The sequence below is a fragment of the Bhargavaea cecembensis genome (genome assembly GCF_000826125.2).
GTDB classification, from domain to species: domain Bacteria; phylum Bacillota; class Bacilli; order Bacillales_A; family Planococcaceae; genus Bhargavaea; species Bhargavaea cecembensis_B.
Map to the genome: position 1 here is coordinate 158280 of NZ_LN651371.1, position 16968 is coordinate 175247.

At 58.2% G+C, this 16968-nt stretch carries 20 protein-coding genes; 8 read left to right on the plus strand and 12 right to left on the minus strand.

Features of this window, described 5'->3' with window-relative positions:
- Positions 1-241: 241 nt before the first annotated feature.
- Both BN1189_RS01255 and BN1189_RS01260 read right to left on the minus strand, forming a co-directional pair.
- Complete coding sequence (locus tag BN1189_RS01255; RefSeq protein WP_040224782.1) at positions 242-1438, minus strand: ABC transporter permease; 1197 nt, start codon at positions 1436-1438, stop codon at positions 242-244.
- The gene (locus BN1189_RS01260; RefSeq protein ID WP_040224783.1) at positions 1422-2171 is read right to left on the minus strand and encodes an ABC transporter ATP-binding protein; all 750 of its coding nucleotides are present in this window, start codon (positions 2169-2171) and stop codon (positions 1422-1424) included. The genes BN1189_RS01255 and BN1189_RS01260 overlap by 17 nt, the downstream gene beginning before the upstream one ends.
- A 124-nt stretch (positions 2172-2295) precedes the next feature.
- Here BN1189_RS01260 and BN1189_RS01265 point away from each other — a divergent pair, with 124 nt between their 5' ends.
- The 6 genes from BN1189_RS01265 to BN1189_RS01290 all read left to right on the plus strand — a co-directional run bounded on the left by BN1189_RS01265 (position 2296) and on the right by BN1189_RS01290 (position 5596).
- The gene (locus tag BN1189_RS01265) at positions 2296-2724 is read left to right on the plus strand and encodes an HIT family protein (RefSeq protein ID WP_040224786.1); all 429 of its coding nucleotides are present in this window, start codon (positions 2296-2298) and stop codon (positions 2722-2724) included.
- Positions 2725-2837: 113 nt separating this feature from the next.
- Positions 2838-3362, plus strand: a complete 525-nt coding sequence (locus tag BN1189_RS01270; RefSeq protein ID WP_040224788.1) for a tryptophan transporter — start codon at positions 2838-2840, stop codon at positions 3360-3362.
- A 131-nt stretch (positions 3363-3493) separates the two neighbouring features.
- A complete protein-coding gene (locus BN1189_RS01275; protein ID WP_040224790.1) occupies positions 3494-3859 on the plus strand; it encodes a YtxH domain-containing protein in 366 nt (121 codons plus the stop codon).
- Between the two features lie 296 nt (positions 3860-4155).
- The gene (locus BN1189_RS01280) at positions 4156-4716 is read left to right on the plus strand and encodes an HTH-type transcriptional regulator Hpr (RefSeq protein WP_373604608.1); all 561 of its coding nucleotides are present in this window, start codon (positions 4156-4158) and stop codon (positions 4714-4716) included.
- A gap of 87 nt (positions 4717-4803) precedes the next feature.
- Entirely contained in the window at positions 4804-5346 is a 543-nt protein-coding gene (locus BN1189_RS01285; protein ID WP_040224794.1) for a DUF3267 domain-containing protein, read from the plus strand.
- A 61-nt stretch (positions 5347-5407) separates the two neighbouring features.
- Positions 5408-5596 (plus strand): hypothetical protein, encoded by a 189-nt coding sequence (locus tag BN1189_RS01290; RefSeq protein ID WP_040224795.1) that lies wholly within the window; start codon positions 5408-5410, stop codon positions 5594-5596.
- Positions 5597-5715: 119 nt separating this feature from the next.
- On the opposite strand, the gene BN1189_RS01295 is transcribed toward BN1189_RS01290, so the two are convergent.
- On the minus strand, positions 5716-5808 hold the full coding sequence (locus tag BN1189_RS01295; protein ID WP_076759383.1) for a YjcZ family sporulation protein: 93 nt from the start codon (positions 5806-5808) through the stop codon (positions 5716-5718).
- Between the two features lie 135 nt (positions 5809-5943).
- Between BN1189_RS01295 and BN1189_RS01300 the strand changes: the two genes are divergently transcribed.
- Positions 5944-6828 carry a peptidylprolyl isomerase gene (locus BN1189_RS01300; RefSeq protein WP_040224796.1) on the plus strand — a complete coding sequence of 295 codons (885 nt, stop codon included), beginning with the start codon at positions 5944-5946 and terminating at the stop codon, positions 6826-6828.
- Between the two features lie 96 nt (positions 6829-6924).
- Here BN1189_RS01300 and yhaM read toward each other — a convergent pair whose 3' ends face one another.
- The 8 genes from yhaM to BN1189_RS01345 form a co-directional block, all read right to left on the minus strand.
- Positions 6925-7863, minus strand: coding sequence for a 3'-5' exoribonuclease YhaM (yhaM, locus tag BN1189_RS01305; RefSeq protein WP_040224798.1), 939 nt, complete (start codon positions 7861-7863; stop codon positions 6925-6927).
- Positions 7860-10733: an ATP-binding protein gene (locus BN1189_RS01310; protein WP_040224800.1), complete on the minus strand. Its 2874-nt coding sequence runs from the start codon at positions 10731-10733 to the stop codon at positions 7860-7862. The genes yhaM and BN1189_RS01310 overlap by 4 nt, the downstream gene beginning before the upstream one ends.
- Positions 10730-11953 (minus strand): metallophosphoesterase family protein, encoded by a 1224-nt coding sequence (locus tag BN1189_RS01315; RefSeq protein WP_040224801.1) that lies wholly within the window; start codon positions 11951-11953, stop codon positions 10730-10732. Before BN1189_RS01315 ends, BN1189_RS01310 begins: the two co-directional genes overlap by 4 nt.
- A gap of 202 nt (positions 11954-12155) precedes the next feature.
- Complete coding sequence (locus BN1189_RS01320; RefSeq protein WP_040224804.1) at positions 12156-13412, minus strand: ABC transporter permease; 1257 nt, start codon at positions 13410-13412, stop codon at positions 12156-12158.
- Positions 13405-14304 carry an ABC transporter ATP-binding protein gene (locus BN1189_RS01325; RefSeq protein WP_040224805.1) on the minus strand — a complete coding sequence of 300 codons (900 nt, stop codon included), beginning with the start codon at positions 14302-14304 and terminating at the stop codon, positions 13405-13407. Before BN1189_RS01325 ends, BN1189_RS01320 begins: the two co-directional genes overlap by 8 nt.
- A 54-nt stretch (positions 14305-14358) precedes the next feature.
- Positions 14359-14670, minus strand: coding sequence for a hypothetical protein (locus BN1189_RS01330; RefSeq protein ID WP_040224806.1), 312 nt, complete (start codon positions 14668-14670; stop codon positions 14359-14361).
- A gap of 2 nt (positions 14671-14672) precedes the next feature.
- Positions 14673-14870 carry a helix-turn-helix transcriptional regulator gene (locus tag BN1189_RS01335; protein ID WP_040224808.1) on the minus strand — a complete coding sequence of 66 codons (198 nt, stop codon included), beginning with the start codon at positions 14868-14870 and terminating at the stop codon, positions 14673-14675.
- A 409-nt stretch (positions 14871-15279) separates the two neighbouring features.
- Positions 15280-15669: a hypothetical protein gene (locus tag BN1189_RS01345; protein ID WP_040224812.1), complete on the minus strand. Its 390-nt coding sequence runs from the start codon at positions 15667-15669 to the stop codon at positions 15280-15282.
- Between the two features lie 162 nt (positions 15670-15831).
- Here BN1189_RS01345 and BN1189_RS01350 point away from each other — a divergent pair, with 162 nt between their 5' ends.
- The gene (locus tag BN1189_RS01350; protein WP_040224813.1) at positions 15832-16017 is read left to right on the plus strand and encodes a YhzD family protein; all 186 of its coding nucleotides are present in this window, start codon (positions 15832-15834) and stop codon (positions 16015-16017) included.
- A 55-nt stretch (positions 16018-16072) separates the two neighbouring features.
- On the opposite strand, the gene BN1189_RS01355 is transcribed toward BN1189_RS01350, so the two are convergent.
- Positions 16073-16855, minus strand: coding sequence for an enoyl-CoA hydratase (locus tag BN1189_RS01355; protein WP_040224815.1), 783 nt, complete (start codon positions 16853-16855; stop codon positions 16073-16075).
- Between the last annotated feature and the right edge of the window lie 113 nt (positions 16856-16968).

A 16968-nucleotide genomic window follows, 5' to 3' on the forward strand; every position in this document is an offset into this window, starting at 1 on the left:
TATTTTTTATTACTTGCGCAAGCCGGGAGTGACTTCGACCAGCTTTTATTTCATGCCGGGAGACGAGTGACGCAAGTTTGGCCTCGAGTGACGCAAGTTTCACGGCAAGTGACGCAAGTTCTCCTCCGAGTGATCAGAGTTGCATCCCGGCCGGCCCACGCAGAACCTACTTGAAGGTGTGATCATTCACTAATACCAAAAAATAATGCGAAGCCATCCGCGGCTTCGCATCTCTTGATATTCATTTCCCGGTAAATCTGACCGTCACTTCGGACACCACATACACCGTCAGTCCAAGCAGGATCGGCACAAACCCGAATCCGAACTGGAATGACGCCGCCGCGATCACGAGGACCGCCTGGACAGCCTGTGCCCGGCGGACGGTTCCGCGAGCGGCGGCGGCTTTGGCACCGGACGGCAGCGGATACAGGCGGTCCAGCCGGAATTCCGGGGAGCCGGCGAGCGCGTCGCGGAGCTGGTAGGCGCAGGCGAATGCGAGTGCGGCGCTGAATATCCCTGATGCGACGGGGATCGGGATGAACGCTGCTCCGAGGACGGACAGCACCGTCAGCCGCACCCACAGGTTGAACAGGTCATCGCTGCGGATGAACGTCCGGGCGGCAAGATACCGCGGCGCGCCTTTCCGGCTGAACGGAATCCGTGCATACACCCAGTCGAGCCAGCCTCTCCTGCGGACAGCCCCCCGCAGATGCGGGACGTCGGTGAATTGATTGGCGAAGCGGTAAAAACGGGTCATGCGGCCATTTTCCAGTTCGATGAAGTGCAGAAACGGGAACGGCACCCCTTTCATCGAGCGCTGCTTCAGCACGCCGTATACACCCGCCGGCACGAGCAGCAGGACGCCGAGCCACCATTTGCCCCAGAGGGCGGCCGTTAGCGGGGCGGCCGACAGGATGAAACGGATGATCCGGTCCAACCAGACGCCCTCACCCTGATCCGCCCAGCGGTGCGCAAACTCGGTCCGCACGTTCCACAGATGAAGCGCTCCAACCCCGACCACAATCGCGAGCAGCGCCAGCCCCTTCAGGCCGTACACCGCATTCAAAAGCGGGATGAACACGACGAACACCGCGACCGGCAGGAACAGCCCGGATGCGCCCGTCCACTTGAGTGCCCCCTCCATATAATCGCCGAGCTGCCTCTCCATCGGCAGGAAGAACACGGCGTCCGCTTCTTTCAGCAGGGTGACCGGCGGCGCGTAGGCGAGGATCAAGCCGAGCAGGATGCCGGCGAGCGGCGCGGCCGGGAAGTCTGCAGGCACTTCCTTCAGCCAATTGCTGTAGGCGAAGCCGCCCGCGCCGAGCAGGAACACGAGGACGATGGCGAGGTGCCCGGTGAAGACGAATTTCATGTAGCGCTGCAGCTCCTCCATGTAGCGGGTGAAGCGGCTGCGCCACACGTCACGCAGGCTGCCCATCGTCCGGCTCCTCCGCCATCCGGATGTACAGGTCGTCAAGCGACGCGCCCGGCATGCCGAACTGACTGCGCAAATCATCCATCGTCCCGGAAGCCCGCAGCCGGCCCTCATGCAGGAGCAGGATCCGGTCGCAGTACTTCTCGGCCGTCGCGAGGATATGCGTCGACATGAGCACCGACGCCCCCTCCGCCTTCTTCTCGCTCATCTGCTCGAGCAGCGAACGGATCCCGAGCGGATCGAGGCCGACGAACGGCTCGTCGATGATGTACAGCGACGGATTCACGAGGAACGCGCACATGATCATCACTTTCTGGCGCATCCCCTTGGAAAAGTGCGACGGGAACCAGCGCAGCCGCTTCTCCATCCGGAATTCGCGAAGAAGAGCCGCGGACCTTGCCTCGAATACGTCGCTCGGCAAACCGTACGCCATCGCCGTCAACTCCAGGTGCTCCCGCAGCGTCAGTTCATCGTAGAGAACCGGCGTCTCCGGGATATAGGAGAACGCACTCCGGTACTTGTCCGGGTCTTCATGAAAGGACGTGCCATTGATGCGCACTGACCCCTCGATCGGCTCCATGAGGCCGATGATGTGCTTGATCGTCGTGCTCTTTCCTGCCCCGTTCAACCCGATCAGGCCGACAAGCTCGCCCGGCGCGACCTGGAACGACAGGTTGTGAAGGACCGGCTTGCGCGTATAGCCGCCGGTGATATGATCTACTTCCAATACGTTCATGTCCACACCCCATTCTTCCCTCCATTTTAACAAACCGGATTCCTTTTTGCCCGCACTGCCTGTCCTCCGTTTTCTGAATATATGATAGACTGTTGTTAGGATATGAAAAAGGAGCTGTTGACCGATGACTGAATGCATTTTCTGCAAGATTGCCGAAGGCACGATCCCGTCCGCGAAGGTGTATGAAGACGACAACGTCCTGGCGTTCATGGACATCATGCCGACGACGAAGGGACATGTCCTCCTCATCCCGAAGGTCCACCGCGAGAACATCTATGAGTTCAGCGAGGAAGAAGCGGCAAACCTGTTCGCGGTTGCGCCGAAGATCGCAAACGCACTCAAGGCGGAGTTTGAGCCGGCCGGCATGAACCTCCTGAACAATACAGGGTCGGCGGCAAGCCAGAGCGTCTACCACTTCCACCTTCACTTCATCCCCCGCTATGACCGCCAGACGGACGGCTTTGGGCTCAAGTGGGAGACGAAGGAACAGGAGTATCCGCAGGAGCGGCTACAGGAAATCGCCGGCGACATCGCGGCACGTCTTGAAAAGTAACGCTTGATATTATCAGAATAAAGTGGTAGTATCTTACTACGCAACCCGCCTGCGGCCAAGAGGGCACGCAGGGGGCGGCAAAAAATAAGAGTCCAGTTGAGGAGAGATGAGCAATGAAAACAAAAAATCTCGTATTGATGGCCCTGTTGATCGGAATCGGCACGGCGCTGTACATGGTGATCCCCGGATTCAGCGGGGGCATGAAGCCCGACTTCATGCTGACGATGATGTTCATCGGCATTCTGCTGTTCCGCGATATGAAGAGCGTGATCGTCCTGTCGCTCGCGACCGGCGTCCTGTCCGGACTGTTCACGACATTCCCGGGCGGATTCATCCCAAACGTCATCGATAAGACGGTGACCGGGCTCGTCTTCTTCGCAGTGGTCATGGCACTCGGCCGGTTCGCCGGCAAGCTGCCGGCCGCAACCGTACTCGCCGGGCTCGGCACGCTGCTGTCGGGGACCATTTTCCTGTCGGTCGCGATTTTCGCGCTCGGTGCGGACTTCCCGTTCAGCATCCTGTTCGTATCGGTCGTCCTGCCGGCCATCGTGATGAACGGCGTCGCGTTCTTCATCATCTACCCGATCGTCATGCAGCTCGCCAAGCGGTCCGCCTATCAGACGGCGCCAACACACTGATTCAGCCAATCGACAGCCCCGGCCCACCCGCCGGGGCTTTTTGTTTTCCGTTGCCTGCTCCCTTTTGCCCATGTTTTAATAAAAGAAGGGAAAGGAATACTTAGATAGAGCAGAGAAGGGAGAGTGCCCCCATGAAAGCATCATCATTTTTCCTCGGATTCGCCGTCGGTGCCGTCGGAAGTGCGGCGGCCGTCCTGTTTTCCGCCCCCCAGTCGGGAGAGGAACTCAGACAATCGGTCAAAAGCACATCCGATGACATGAAGGAGAAAATGGACGACGTCAAAGAAAAAGCGATGGAATTGAAAAACTCCGTCAAGCATCTCGCGGATGAAGCGAAAGCGCGCATTCCGGAAATGAAAGATGATCTGAAAGAATCGATCGACGAATGGAATCGCGACACCGAAACCAACCGGGATCGCATCCAAAAAAGGATCCAGCAGATCCAGACCTCGATGGCCGAGCTTGAACAGGCCGTCGCCGCCACACAGAAAAAGTAACACGGACCGTCCCTCCGGAAACCCGGAGGACGGTTTTCTTTTTGTTCCGGGACTCAGCCTGGACTTTATCAGCCGGAAATATTAAAAAGCAACGGTCGTCGTCTTCATTTTTTCGCCGTTCGACGGTATTTTCAATGTTTCGCACCTCGATTCTTCTGTTTCAGACCGAATGCGCGAAAATTTGAAAACTCTCCTTCTTTCTTTCAAACTTTATTGATATAATAACGATAAAGAATCCGAACATTGAGAAAGAAGGTGAGGAATTGAGCGAACAACCTTACACGCTGAAAGAGGCGATGATTTACAGCCAGCGCATCGCCCAGCTGTCGAAAGCCCTCTGGAAAGCCGTGGAGAAAGACTGGCAGCAATGGATCAAGCCGTTCGGCCTCAACATCAACGAACATCACATCCTCTGGATCTCCTGCCACCTGCAGGGCGCGACCATCTCGGAAGTAGCGAAGTTCGGTGTCATGCATGTGTCGACTGCATTCAACTTCTCGAAAAAGCTGGAGGAGCGGGGGTATCTCTCCTTCTCGAAGCGGGAGGAAGACAAGCGCAGTACGTATGTTGAAGTGACACCCGAAGGCGAAGCGCTCCTCCAGCAGATCAATGAACATTATTATGATACGGAACATACTTTCCTGGAGGGCTCACTCCCGCTGAAAAAGCTTTACGGCCGGTTCCCAGAGTTCATCGAACTGATGGCGGTCATCCGGAACATTTACGGAAGCGATTTCATGGAAATCTTCGAGCGGGGCTTCAAGAACATGGATGAAATGTTTGAGGAAACGGACGGGAAACTGTCGTCCAAGCAGCGCAGTGAGCCGGATGATGAAGAGGTTGGCGAGGCCCTTTAATTTTTTTGTGTTTTAAGGTTGATTTTTTCCCTGAATCGCAGTACTGTATGTATCGTCCTAAACGGTAACGCAAAGGAGATGCAACCGATGCACTGCTGGAAAACCATCAACGTGAAAAAGCATTATGGACTGAGCAGGCTGTTCCTTCTGTCGTCGATGATCATGGTGGCGGTATTCATCATTTCATATGTCAGTTTCAATCTGATCCATGACGGGGCGCTGACCGACTCGCTCTTCCCGCTCTTTCTGGTGATGGTCGTCCTGCTGTATCCGGTGCACAAAGCGATCCACTATGCCGTCCTCTGGCGGTACCGGGGACGGATCCGCATGTGTGTGAACCGCGACTGGCCGGTCTTCCCGGTCATCCAGCTGCAGGTGCGCGAGCCGATCCCGAAACAGCGGTTTGCCATTTCGCTCATCATGCCGTTCCTGACGCTCAACCCGCTCTTCATCGCGGGCGGCGTCCTGTTCCCGGCGTTCACGCATTACTTCGTCATCCTGCTCGCCTATCATTGCGGGATGTGCCTGATCGACCTGATTTACGTCAAGAACCTCTCCCGCTCGCCGAAAGCCAGCTACATTGAAGAGACGGACGGCGGTTATGAGATCCTCGTCCCGTTCGCAGATTGAGGTTTTCATTTGACCCGCCTTCTGTTATGCTTTAACAATAGTCAGAGGGGGGGAAGCCGGGATGATCATTCTGATTACCATCCTGTTTTCGATCTTTTACTTGTTCCAGATCAATAAGATGACCTATGCCCTTTGCGAGTCCAGGGAGATTCCGGAGGAAAAACAGCCGAAAATCTACCGGACCGTCAATATTTTGATCACGATCCTCATCATTTCGTTTTTCGTCGAAATCCTGACCACGGTGACTTGATCGCGACAACGGAAAATAAACGTCCATCCGCCCCATTGCCGGGCGGATGGACGTTTTTGATGGACGGGCTCCGGCCTTGCCGGCAGGCGTCACGGCCGTCTCATCTTCAATCGTTCCGATCAGTATACGTAGGCTGCACCGACGATGATCAGCAGGATGAAAAGGACGACGATCAAGGCGAAGCCGCCGCCGTAGTTGTACCCTCCGCTCATGTGATCACCTCCTCTCTCCCGATATCGTATGCACGGGGAGACGGGACCTGTGGGCAATAGCGGGAACCTTTTTGTTTAACAGACGTTTTTATGGTATATTTAAACCTGTTTAGATTACAGTTAGGGGAGAAGAGAATGAAGAAATCCATCATGGCAGCCACCATCGCAGCTTCCGTCCTGGCCCTTTCGGCTTGCAGCAACAACGGCGGCGAAGAAGCGATCGTCACTTCGAAGGCCGGGGACATCACGCAGCAAGAGTTTTATAACGAAATGAAGGACTCCGTCGGCGACCAGGCCCTCAGCCTTATGGTCATCCAGAAAGTCCTTGAGGATAAATACGATGTCGACAAAAAAGAGATCGACAAAGAGTTCGACAAGAGCAAGGAAGAAATGGGAGACAGCTTTGACGCCTTCCTGGCCCAAAACGGCTACAACGAAGAAAGCTACAAAAACATGATGTACCTGAACAAGCTTCAGCAGGCGGCCCTCACGGACGGCGTGAAAGTGTCCGACGAGGAAATCGACACGTACATCGATCGGGCGAAAACTGAAATCCATGCCCAGCACGTGCTCGTGGACGACGAAAAAACCGCCCAGGAAGTGAAGAAGAAGCTTGAGGACGGCGCGGACTTCGCGGAAGTCGCGAAAGAATATTCCACCGAAGAAGCAGCCCAGCAGACCGGCGGCGACCTCGGCTGGTTCGGTCCGGACAAGATGGTCCAGGAATTCACCGACGCGGCCTATACCCTCGAGCCGAAGAAAATCAGCGATCCTGTGAAGTCCGATTTCGGCTATCACATCATCCAAGTTCTTGAGAAGCGGGACGCCGAAGAGAACCCGGCGGAAGGCAAAGAGCGGGATGAGATCAAGGAAGAGCTGACGATGAAGAAAGCCGATCAGGACAAGCTCATGGACAAGATCTCCCAGCTCCTCATCGACGCGGACATCAAGATCAAAGACGACGGCCTCAAAGGCGCCCTCGACCAGTTCTACGGCCCTGCGAAAGACGCCAAGAAATAATGTGTGCAAAACGCGGCCCCCGCTTTCGGGAGCCGCTTTTTTTGTATAAAAAAAGCAGTCGCGGACGACAGGCATCCACGGCTGCTTTTTATTGATTCACTCGATCGCCGGTTTGTAGAACTGCCGGTTGTCGAGCGGGAAGAGCCGCTCGGTGAATTCGCCGGGGGCGGTCTTGGCGAGCGCCCGGTCGAGCATGTTCATCTTGGCGTCGATGTTGTCGATGTAATGGAGGATTTCCGCTTCCTTCAGCATCGGTTTTTTCGGGCTCCCCCACTCCTCCTTGCCGTGGTGCGACAGGACCATATGCTGGAGAAGCATGACTTCTTCTCCTTCGATCTCCAGCTCCGCGGCGGCCATGGCGATTTCGTTCACCATGATGGAGATGTGGCCGAGCAGGTTGCCCTCGGCCGTGTAGACCGTGCCGACCGGGCCGGACAGCTCGACGACTTTGCCGACGTCATGCAGGATGATCCCAGCGTACAGGAGGTCCTTGTTCAATGTCGGATACAGGCCGCAGAGCGCCTGGCCGAGCTTGAGCATGGACACGACGTGGTCGAGGAGCCCGGAGACGTAGTCGTGATGGTTTTTCGTCGCGGCCGGATAGACGAGGAAGGCGTCCCGGTGCTTTTTCAGGAGATGCCGCGTGATCCGCTGGATGTTCGGGTTCACGATCTCGAAGATGAACGGCGACAGCTCCTCGTACAGTTCCTCTTTGCTTTTCTTTGCGCTCGGGACGAGGTCGGCGATCTGGACGGGCTCTTCCGGCTTCGCCGGCCGGATGCTCTTGATGCGGAGCTGGGTGCGGCCGCGGTAGTCCTGGACTTCGCCGCCGACCCGGACGATCGAGGCCGGCTGATAGATCTGTTCATGCTCTTCCTTCGCGTCCCACAGCTTCGCCTCGATATCCCCCGTCTTGTCCTGCAGGATGAGCGTCATGAACGGGCTCCCCTGGTTCGTCGTTCCTTTCGTCGCCTGCTTGATGAGCAGATACAGGTCCACCCGGTCGCCGGGCTTGCATACTCCGATTCCTTTCATGTCTGCAACACACCCTTCCCGCTCCCCGTTCCCGCAACGTCGATGACCGCGGCGTCTTTGAATGCCCCGGCCATGTTTTCGTGGCAAGTGAAGTAGAGGAACTGATGATTGGTCTTCAATTCTTCCATCAAGTTTACCATATGGCCCAGGCGCTCCCGGTCAAAGTGGACGAACGGGTCGTCCAGGATGACCGGGAACGGGGCCTGCTCTTGCAGCGTCCCGGCAAGTGCCAGGCGGAGGGAAATATAAGCCTGTTCCTTCGTCGCCTGGCTCAGTTCGTGGATCGCAAACCGCATGCCGCTCCGGTTTTCCGCCGTGAACCGGCCGTCGCTTCCGAGGACAAGCGCGCTGTATGCCCCGCCCGTCAGCCGGGCGAACAGACGGCCTGCCCGGCTGACCGCATCCGGAAGCGTCTCTTCCTTCATCCGGCCGACTGTCCGGCCGATGGCGGCGGCTGCTGCTTTCCGGGCGGCCCAATTGCGTGAAAGCCTCCGGAACTCCGCCTTCTTCATTTCAAATTCCTGCAGCCGTTCATCATATGCCCGGTCTGTGAGGAGATGATCCATCTTCGCTTCGAGGTCCGCCCGCTCCCCGAGAAGGCGGTCGCGCTCCTGCGCAAGTTTTTCAAGAGTGTCCGAACACTGTTCCAGTTCTTCCGCAAGAGCTGCGTCGTCGGGCTCTCCTTCGAATTCCGGACGGCCGAGCGATCCGAGCTGACGGACGGCCGCGGCGAGCTCTTTCTCCAGCTCCGCTTTCCGCGCCGACTGACTGGCCGCCTTGTAGAATCCGGCCTCGTCGGAAACTTCCGCTTCCTTCAGCAGTCCCCTTGCCTGTTCGCGGATCTGCTGCAAGTATGTTTCGTTCTCCCGAAGCTCTTCCTCCAGGTTGCCCAGCTCGGCTAGCATCCGGGCGCGTTCTGACTCTGCCGAAGAAATGCCGGCATCCAGGTCTTTCAGTTTCCCGAACAGCAGGTCATCCGCGGCAGGCCCGCCGAGCAGCCCGCTGATCGTTTGCCGGATTCCCTCCATCTTCCGGAGGGCCTGGTCCCTGCGCTGCAGTTCGGCCTGTTCCCTGCGGAAGGCTTCCTGGGTCTCGCGGACGAGCCGGAACAGCTCCGGCACGAGCGCCGCGGACGGAAGCCCCGTGATGCCGTAGCCGGCGACGAATGCCATCAGCTCCTTTTCCGAATCCGACAGATCCGCTTCCGCCTGAGTGAGCTTTTCCTGCAGGCCGGTTTTCTCCGCGTGCAGCCGTTCTTCCGTCTCCGTCGCCCGGTCGAGCTCGGCGAAGTGGCGGCGCACCCGGTCGGCCAGCCGGTCCATGTCATCCTCCCGCCCGCCGTACTCGTCAAGGAGGCGCTGTTCCTCGATGGTGAGTCCGTCCTTTCCGCCTTGGTCCCTGAACAGGTAGGCGGAAGCGGCGACGAGCAGGCCGGCCGGGAGCAGCAGCCACTGACGCGTGAACACGGCAATGACTGCGAGCAGCACGCCGAGCGCCGCGAGGATCAGGACCGGGGATTTCCCGGCTGTTCCCGGTTTCCGTTTTGCTTCGATGGCGGCAAGCTTCCGGCGGATACCCGGCCAGGCGGCGGCCCGTTCCATTTCCCGGTCATCCGGGCCGGCCGACTCCAGATGCTTCCGCTGTTCACGGGTCCGTGCCAGCTCCGCTTCCTTGTCTGCAAGGCGCCCGGCCAGCATGCGCCGGTTTTCACCTGCCGCAGACCGGCGCGAGGTCAGGGCATGCAGTTCCTCTTCCTTCTTTAATGAGGCATCGGCATGGACGAGCGATTCCGCACGGGAGCCGGACAAGCCGAGCCGTCCGAGCAGGCCAGCCTTGATCCCGCCGAGTTCGGACAGCGCCTCCCCGGCCCTCGCCGCTGCCGCTTTCGCTTCATGCCAGGCGGATTCCTCGGCAAGCGCCGCTTTCACGCCGGACACCAGCTCTCCGGAAGGCTCCTCCGGCATGGCCTCTTCCAGCTTCCCGATCCGCTCCCGCAGCGAAGTGCCGGCTGCACCGGCCGCCAGGGCCTTGTCCTTCAATGATTCATATCGTCGGACCCCGTCTTGCGGGAACGGGGCTTCCCCGATTTCATCAAGTTCCCGCCGGGTCTGCCTGCGGGCGGATTCAAGCGGGAGGGCCTGCCGCATGAGGAGCAGCCGGCGTCGGCGCCTTTCAAGCGAGCCGTTTTCTTCCGCCAGTTCCTCGAGCCGGCGCCGGATCTCCGCCGATCTCTCCTTCATGGGGGCATAGCCTTCCGCCTTCTTCCGGCAGTCGGCGAGTTCCTCTTCCATGTCACGCAGTTCGCCGAGAAGGGCGTTCACCGCAGGCACACGGCCCGACTTCTTGAACAGTCCGTCCAGCTCCTTCTGCAGCTTCGTTTCAAATGCGGCGAGGTCATCCGCACCGGTTGTGCCGGAAGCGATGAGCGCCCGGCCGAGCTCTTCTTCGTTCATGTGTCCGATCTCCTGAAGCTGGATGAGGGAGAACGAAAAAACGGACTCGAACGACTGGCGGTCATGCCCCCTCAGGATTTGGGCCAGAAGCTCCTCTCCCCCTTCGCGGCCGTCCGCCAGCCGGACCGTCACTTCGCCTGCAGACCTGCCGGACACCCGTTCGATCACGCACGGCCCGTACTCCGGATCCGTGAGATGCAGCCGGCCGCCGTAGGCACCGCCGGCTTTCGGTTCATACCGTAGCAGGTTCGTGTTCCGCTGCGGGAAGCCGAACAGTGTGTGCAGGATGAACTGCCGCATCGTCGTCTTCCCCGCTTCGTTGCCGCCGTGCAGCACGTTAATCCCGTCCGCGAGTTCGACCGTGACGTCCGTATGCTTGCCGAATCCGTAAATGACGAGCTTGTTGATCCTCATCATTCCGCAGTGCCCCCTGTTCCGAGCCCCGCGGCAAGCAGGCGCTCCGTTTCTTCTTTGAGTTCGCCGGCGAGACCGGCATCAAGGCGTTCCGTGAAGCGGTACGCCTGCCGGTGGCCGTACAGGTCGGCGAGGACGGTCTTCCAGTCGTCTTCTTCCCAGCCGTCCAGTTCCTCCAAGATGTCGCGCAAGAGACCGGTTCCCGGGGCCGCCCCGGTATCCCGCCTGAAGGTCAGCCTGTGGATGCCGACGTCCGGGAACTTCGCCTCCGCCGCTTCCCGGAGGAACTCCAGCCATTCCTCGTCGGGGGCGCCCGCGAACATCGACTCCGTCTCAGGTCCGATCCTGCACAGCACGACGTCCGCGATGCACGGACCGTTTTCTGACCGGAAGCCCCCGAGTGCATCCATGCACCGGGAGATCCACTCGTCCGCATGTCTCACTCCGCCGCACGGGACGTCTACCCGTCCGAATATGAGTGCTGATGTTCTGATGAATTCAAGTTCCGGACGGCCGTCGCCGAGCGTCACTTCATAGAACCCCTTCGGACCGGTCTCCTTCCGGTGCAGTCCCTGCAGGTTGCCGGGATACACGACGGGCGGCTGTTCGCTCAGCAGGCTTCTTTGATGGATATGACCGAGCGCCCAGTAGTCATAGCCTTTTGCGAGAAGCTCCCCGGTCGTGAACGGCGCATACACATCATGCGCCTCGTCGCCGCGGACGCTTCCGTGGAGCATCCCGATGTGGACGGCGCCGTCCGCTGCAGCTTCCGGGTACTTGCCGATGACCGGATCCGGCACATGCCGCTCCGGATAGCTGAACCCGTGGATCTTCACTTTCCGGCCGCGCACGTCGAGAGAATGGGTGCCGACGTCCGGGCCGAACACTCGGACGTTCCCGGGCAATGAAAAACGGACCCACGAGCCGGCGAGATGATCGTGGTTCCCGTGTGAGACGAACACCGGGACGCCGGCCTCCTCCAGTTCTGCCATTCCCTGCCGGAACGCCTCCTGCGCTTTCAGGCTCCGGTCCTCGCCATCATAGACGTCTCCCGCGATCAGCAGGAAGTCGGGACGGGTTTCGACCGCATGGCGGACAAGCCGGGAGAATGCCGTATATGTACTTTCCCGGACGGCCTTGAGCATCGCCGGGGAAAGGCCGGAAAACCCCTTGAACGGACTCCCCAGATGCAGGTCGGCCGCATGGATGAATCGGATTGTCATCGGGACACCTCCAAATAACCGAATGTTTGTTCTTATTCTATCATATAAAGCCGGAGAATGGGAGAGTTGACGGCAGATCGGAAGGCTTTTTGTACGGGGGGCGTCCAGCTTTAGTTTCGGAGCCTCCAGCTTTAGTTTCAATCCATCCCCATAAGAAAACAGGCAAGTCGGCCGGCGACTTGCCTGTTCATTCCACTGTCTTTTATTCCTTCCCGAGCTGGAGGGCTTTCTTCAGGTCCTTCAGCGAGCGGGAAGGCCCGTACATGAGGACGCCTCCTTTGTAGACGCGGGCACCGAACCAGCCGAGGACGGCGATCGTCAGCACCATGATCCCGATCGACAGGACCGGCTCCCACCACGGCAGGTCGAGCATGCCGACGCGCAGGAACATGACGAGCGGCGCGAAGAACGGGAAGTAGGAAGTCCACTTCACGTACGCAGCGTCCGGCGTCCCGAGCCCCGTGACGGCGATGATGAACGCAATCACGATGAGCATCGTCATCGGCATGATGAGCGACTGGACGTCCTCCGTCCGGCTGACGAGCGAGCCGAGCAGCGCGGCGAGCACCGCATAGAGGAAGTACCCGAGCAAGAAGAAGATGACCGCGTACACAACCGTCGCCGGGTTGATGTCGGAGAAGCCGAAGAAGGAGAACGCCCCTTCGGAGAGCTCGGACATCGCCGACGATGACTTGAGCGCGATGTAGCCGAACACGCCGAACAAAGCCATCTGCAGCAGTCCGAGCGAGCCGATCCCGAGCACTTTCGCAAACATATGCTTCACCGGGGAAACGCTCGAAATGAGAATCTCCATCACGCGGGACGACTTCTCCGTCGCCACTTCGGTCGCGATCATGCTGGAATACATGATGACGGCGAAATAGATAAGGAACATGAGCACATACACGAGCCCGCGCGCCTGGTTCAGCTCTTCTTCGGTCTTTCCGGAATCGGACAGGGTCGTCTGATGGAAGCCGACCGGCTCGAACAGCGCACCCGCTTCGGCAGGGGACAGATTGAGCTGCTCAGCGCGGAGTTCTGTCTGAATCGACTGCAGCGCTTCCTGCACCATCATCGGGAACCCGAATTCCATCGAGTCTTCCGATACGTATTCGGCGTCGATCGTGCCGTCGCCGGCGGCGAGGACAAGGTAGGCGTCGATGTCCCCTTCCTTAACTTGGCTGTCCAGCGCTTTGCGGCTTTCATCGGAGGCTTTCGGAACCGTCTCTTCTCCCATCGCCTTCAGCTGGTCGCCGAGCCGGGTGACGAGCGCACTGTCTTCCGTGAGGACAGGAAGCGTGTCGCCCGCTTCCTCGTCTCCTCCAAACTTGTCGATGATCGTCGTGATGTTCGCGAGCAGGAAAATCCCCGCGATGACGACCGCCGTCGTGATGATAAACGATTTCGTCTTCGCCTTCGTGGCGAACGCCTGCTTGAAGATGATCCAGAAATCACGCATGGACTTCACCCACTTTCGCAATGAAGATATCCTGGAGCGACGGTTCTTCGATGCTGAAGTGGCGCACCGGTCCGGACTTCAGCGCCTCCTGCAGCAGCCGGTCGGCCGTCTCGTCATCCGCCACCTGGAACACCGCCCCGTCGAGCGCATAAGATGCGTTCTGCACACCGGACACCGACTGGAGACCCGTGATGTCATAATCGGACCGGATCCGCACGTTCTGCCTGCCGAACGACCGCTTCACATCACGCAGCGAGCCTTCGACGACCTGTTTTCCGCGGTGGATGATGGTGAGCTGCTCGCACAGCTCCTCGACATGGTCCATCCGGTGGCTCGAGAACACGATCGTCGCCCCGGCATCCCGGAACTCCTTCACCGCGCCCTTCAGCATTTCCACGTTCACCGGGTCGAGCCCGGAAAACGGTTCATCGAGGATGAGCAGCTCCGGATTGTGCATGAGCGAGGCGATCACCTGGATCTTCTGCTGGTTCCCCTTCGACAGCTCCTCGACTTTCTTGTTCTGGTACTGCGGCACTTCAAAGCGCTCAAGCCACTTTTGCAGCGCAGCCTTGGCATCGTTTTTTTTCATTCCGCGGAGTTCCCCGAGGAAAACGAGCTGGTCCTCGACCTTCATCTTCGGGTAAAGCCCCCGCTCCTCCGGCAGATAGCCGATCTCATGGCTCGTGCCGTACGTGATCGGCTTTCCTTTCCACCGCACGGTTCCGCCGTTCGGCGTGAGCAGTCCGAGGATCATCCGGAATGTCGTCGTCTTGCCCGCCCCGTTCGCTCCGAGGAACCCGTACATCGTCCCTTCCCCGACGTTGAGCGTCAGATCATCAACCGCCGTGAAATCTCCGAATTTCTTTGTGACATGTTCCAGTTGCAACGTCATCGTCTCGCCCCTTTCCATAATCCTTGTACGGATTGAAAGTTTAAAAGTTTCGGTTCAATTCCTTCTTGACGCGATGGCCGCGCCGATTCCGTATGAAACCATATGCAGCATATACACCGCCATGAGAACGAAAAATGCTGTGCCCGGCGGCTCGAGGAACATGACGAGCGCCCAGGCGATCAGAAGGACGAATGTCGTCACCGCCCAGGAAAACGAGCGCGCCGACTCATGGATCCTCCTGTACCGCTCATCGAACCGCCGCTCTTTCTTCCCTTTGCGCCAGCTGAAATAAAAGATGACGGCCGCAACGGCCATGCCGAGCGGCAGCCCGGCCAGAAACGAACTCATTTCAAAGCCTTCGTACATGGTCAATCCTCCTCCGGATCAAATAAATCTTCGATGCGGCACCCGAACACCGCAGCCAGCTTGAATGCCAGCTCGAGCGACGGATTGTACCGCCCCTTCTCAAGCGAAATGACCGTCTGACGCGAAACGCCGAGCGCCTCGGCCAGGGCATCCTGCGTCATCCCGTGCTCGGCCCGATTATCCTTGATGTGATTTTTCATGGCCCCCTCCTACATCCTTTTCGATAACACGACAAAAGTGAGGAACACAGACGAGATCAAGAATGAGGCAACCACGGAGACGGTCCTGTACCCATCCAGATCAAAATTCGTGAATGAAAAGACAGCCATCAGGGCCAAAAGGAATCCTAGAAGAATGAAATAACTGTAAAACATCCCGCGTTCGCGTATTCGGTGCCATCGCTCATCATTGGCTCGAAAATGGGGATGGAGGGCAGACAGGCACCATGCCATGATTGCCACTGCCGCCAACATGATGTCATGACCCGATGGGAAAGCCCCACCCAAAATACTCGCACTCAAAAAAACAGCAGACAATACAGTCAGCAGGACTGCAAATCCTGTGTAGACCCCCTTGTCGTGTACGGTCCCATTTTTCATAGCGTCCCTCCTACATCCTTTTCGTCAATACAATCATCGTGATCAGGTTCGTCAATCCGAGGAAGAAAAGGGTGAACAGTGCGGTCTCCATCCCATCCAAGTGAATGAGTCCGCCCAGTTGAACAATAATCATCAGCAGGAGAAAGACCATAAGAATCAGGGCGCTGAACGACAGTGCGCGTTCCCTTATACGGTTCCATCGCTCATCCTCCCCCTCGCTGTGAAGCAGGAAATACCTGTTGGACAGCAACGCCACCGCGATCAGAAAAGGCGGAAGGCTGCCGGCCCATGAAATTTCGCCTGTGCGGATACCGGGGATGAGCCTCATGACTCCCCAGATAATCAGGAGTCCCGCCAAAACGCCGAGAAGGTTCCGCTGAAAGACCGTGCTTCTCCTCATACGAGCCATCGCCTCCTATTTAGTGAGTTCGAAAGGTAAAGCTCCCTTTACGTAAAGTGTACTTTACCTCTACATTCAGTGTCAAGTACCCTTTACATACTTTTTATATTATTTTTTCAGAATATCTTTTATAATGAAGTCAGGGAAAGGGGGCGATGGGATATGAAGACGTACAAACTGACCGCCTTTAAGCATGACGGTGAAATGATCACCGAAGAGACGTTCGAAGCAGAGAACGACGACGCGGCGAAAGAGAAGGGGCATGCCATCCTTGACGAAAAGGGGCTCGCCGATCAAACACACCGGCTTGCGTCTCCGATGGGCAAGCTGCTTTTGTTCCATTCCTGAGGACCACGCAAAAACCCGCCAGACCGGTTCAACCGGACTGACGGGTTTTCTTCGTTTATTCTCCTTTGAAGACGGGCTTTCGCTTTTCAAGGAAGGCGGTGATCCCTTCGCGGTGGTCGGCGGTCTGCCGCATCGCCTGCTGGGCGTCGCTTTCGAGCTGGAGGACGCTCCGGAGCTCGTCGAGTTTCGGCGTATGCAGGATTCCCTTCGAGGCGATCATCGCGCCGATCGGCGTCTGGAGAAGCTGCTTCGCCATTGACTCCGCATGCTTGGCGGCTTCGCCGTCCGGGACGATTTCGTCGATGAGTCCGAGTGCGTTCGCCTTCTCGGCGGGCATGACTTCCCCCGTCCAGATGAGCTGCTTCGCCTTCGGCACCCCGATGCGTTCCTTCAGGAAGAAGTGGCCGGCACCGTCGGGGACGAGCCCGATGCCGATGAAATTCATCGCGAGCTTCGACGATTCCTCGGCGATGATCACATCGCATCCGAGCGCCATGCTGAAGCCGAGACCGGCCGCCGCTCCGCTGATTGCGGCGATCGTGACCTGTGGCAGCGTGTAGAGCGCCTCTGCCAGACGGGATACGTCGACCATCACTTTCCCGATGTCCATCGGACTGTCCGGGTCGGTCATCTGCTTGATGTCGCCGCCGGCCGAGAACGCCCGGCCTTCGCCGCGGAGGATGACGAGCTGGACTTCCCGGTCCTCCTTCAATTCCTCAAACACATCCGCCAGTTCCTTCATCATCGTGTCGTTCATCGCATTCATCGCATTCGGCCGGTTCAGCACGACCTGCGCCAAGCGCCCGTCGCGTTCCAGCCGGATCGTTTCGTATGCCATCTATTACAACACCCCTTTTTTAAAATGAACAGCCATTCACCATCAGTTAAGGTTTCGCTGCCGGGTGTGTGTTTCCCTTTATTTCGTCGAAGAGTGTGCGGCTTTCTTAACAT